This window comes from Actinomycetospora soli, assembly GCF_021026295.1.
Classification (GTDB): Bacteria; Actinomycetota; Actinomycetes; order Mycobacteriales; family Pseudonocardiaceae; genus Actinomycetospora; species Actinomycetospora soli.
Genome location: NZ_JAJNDA010000070.1, coordinates 1 through 1086, shown reverse-complemented (window position 1 = coordinate 1086; position 1086 = coordinate 1). Strand labels below are relative to the sequence as shown.

Annotated in this window: 1 pseudogene and 1 other annotated feature; the pseudogene reads left to right on the top strand. The window is 65.5% G+C overall.

From position 1 onward, the window contains the following. Positions 1–1086: pseudogene (locus LN037_RS32085) on the top strand (IS3 family transposase); the annotation flags it as partial. Continuing rightward, positions 142–273: a sequence feature (AL1L pseudoknot), on the top strand. It overlaps the preceding pseudogene by 132 nt.

The window sequence follows — 1086 nt, the reverse complement described above, 5'->3', positions numbered from 1 at the left end:
TTGGATCGAGGGCGAGCGTCCCCGCACCGGGGACGGAGCGCCGATCGGTGAGGGTGATCAAGTCGACCTCGAAGAATACCGGCGGCTGCAGAAGGAAGTTGCCGAGCTGCGCCGGGCCAATGAGATCCTGAAGACTGCCTCGGCGTTTTTCGCCCAGGCGGAGCTCGACCGTCGACTCAGGTGAAATTGCTCTACGTTGACCAGTTCCGGGACCGGTTCGGGGTCGAGCCGATCTGTGCGGTGCTCGCCGAGCACGGCATGAAGATCGCCCCGAACACCTACTATTCGTGGCTGCGCTGCCCGGTGAGCGAAGCCGCCCTGTCCGAGGCCTATCTGGTCAACCAGATTGTGGACCTGTACCGGGCGAACCGGTCGGTGTACGGGGTCCGCAAGCTCTGGCGGGCCGCCCAGCGCGCCGGGCTGGGGGTGGGCCGCGAGCAGGTCGCCCGGCTCATGCGGATCGCCGGCCTGCAGGGCGTGCGCCGCGGGGAGCACCGCACCCGCACCACGACCCGCGAGCAGGGCACCGTGCGGCATCCGGACCTGATCAAACGCGGTTGGAAGACCCCGAACCGGCCGGACGCGGTGTGGGTCGCGGACTTCACCTACGTGTGGACCGCGTGCGGGTTCGTCTACACCTCGTTCATCACCGACGTCTATTCGCGCAGAATTCTGGGGTGGCGGGTCTCGATGTCGAAGTCGGTGGACCTGGTCACCGCCGCCTTGGCTCAGGCGCTGGCCACTCGTCGACGAGAGGACGCCGAGTTCACGGCCGAAGGTTTGATTCATCATTCGGACGCAGGCTCGCAATACACGGCTCTGGCGTTCACCGAGGAACTTCACGAGGCCGGGATCGCGGGGTCGATCGGCACCGTCGGGGACGCCTTGGACAACGCGTTGATGGAGTCGACGATCGGGCTGTACAAGACCGAAGTCATCGTGCGAGACTGTCCACGCAATTGGAGTGGACTGCGGGAAGTCGAACGCGAAACCGCCGAGTGGGTGCGCTGGTACAACTACGAACGCCTTCATTCGTCGGTCGGATACCTGCCGCCGGTTGAATGGGAAGCCCATTACACTGCCGCG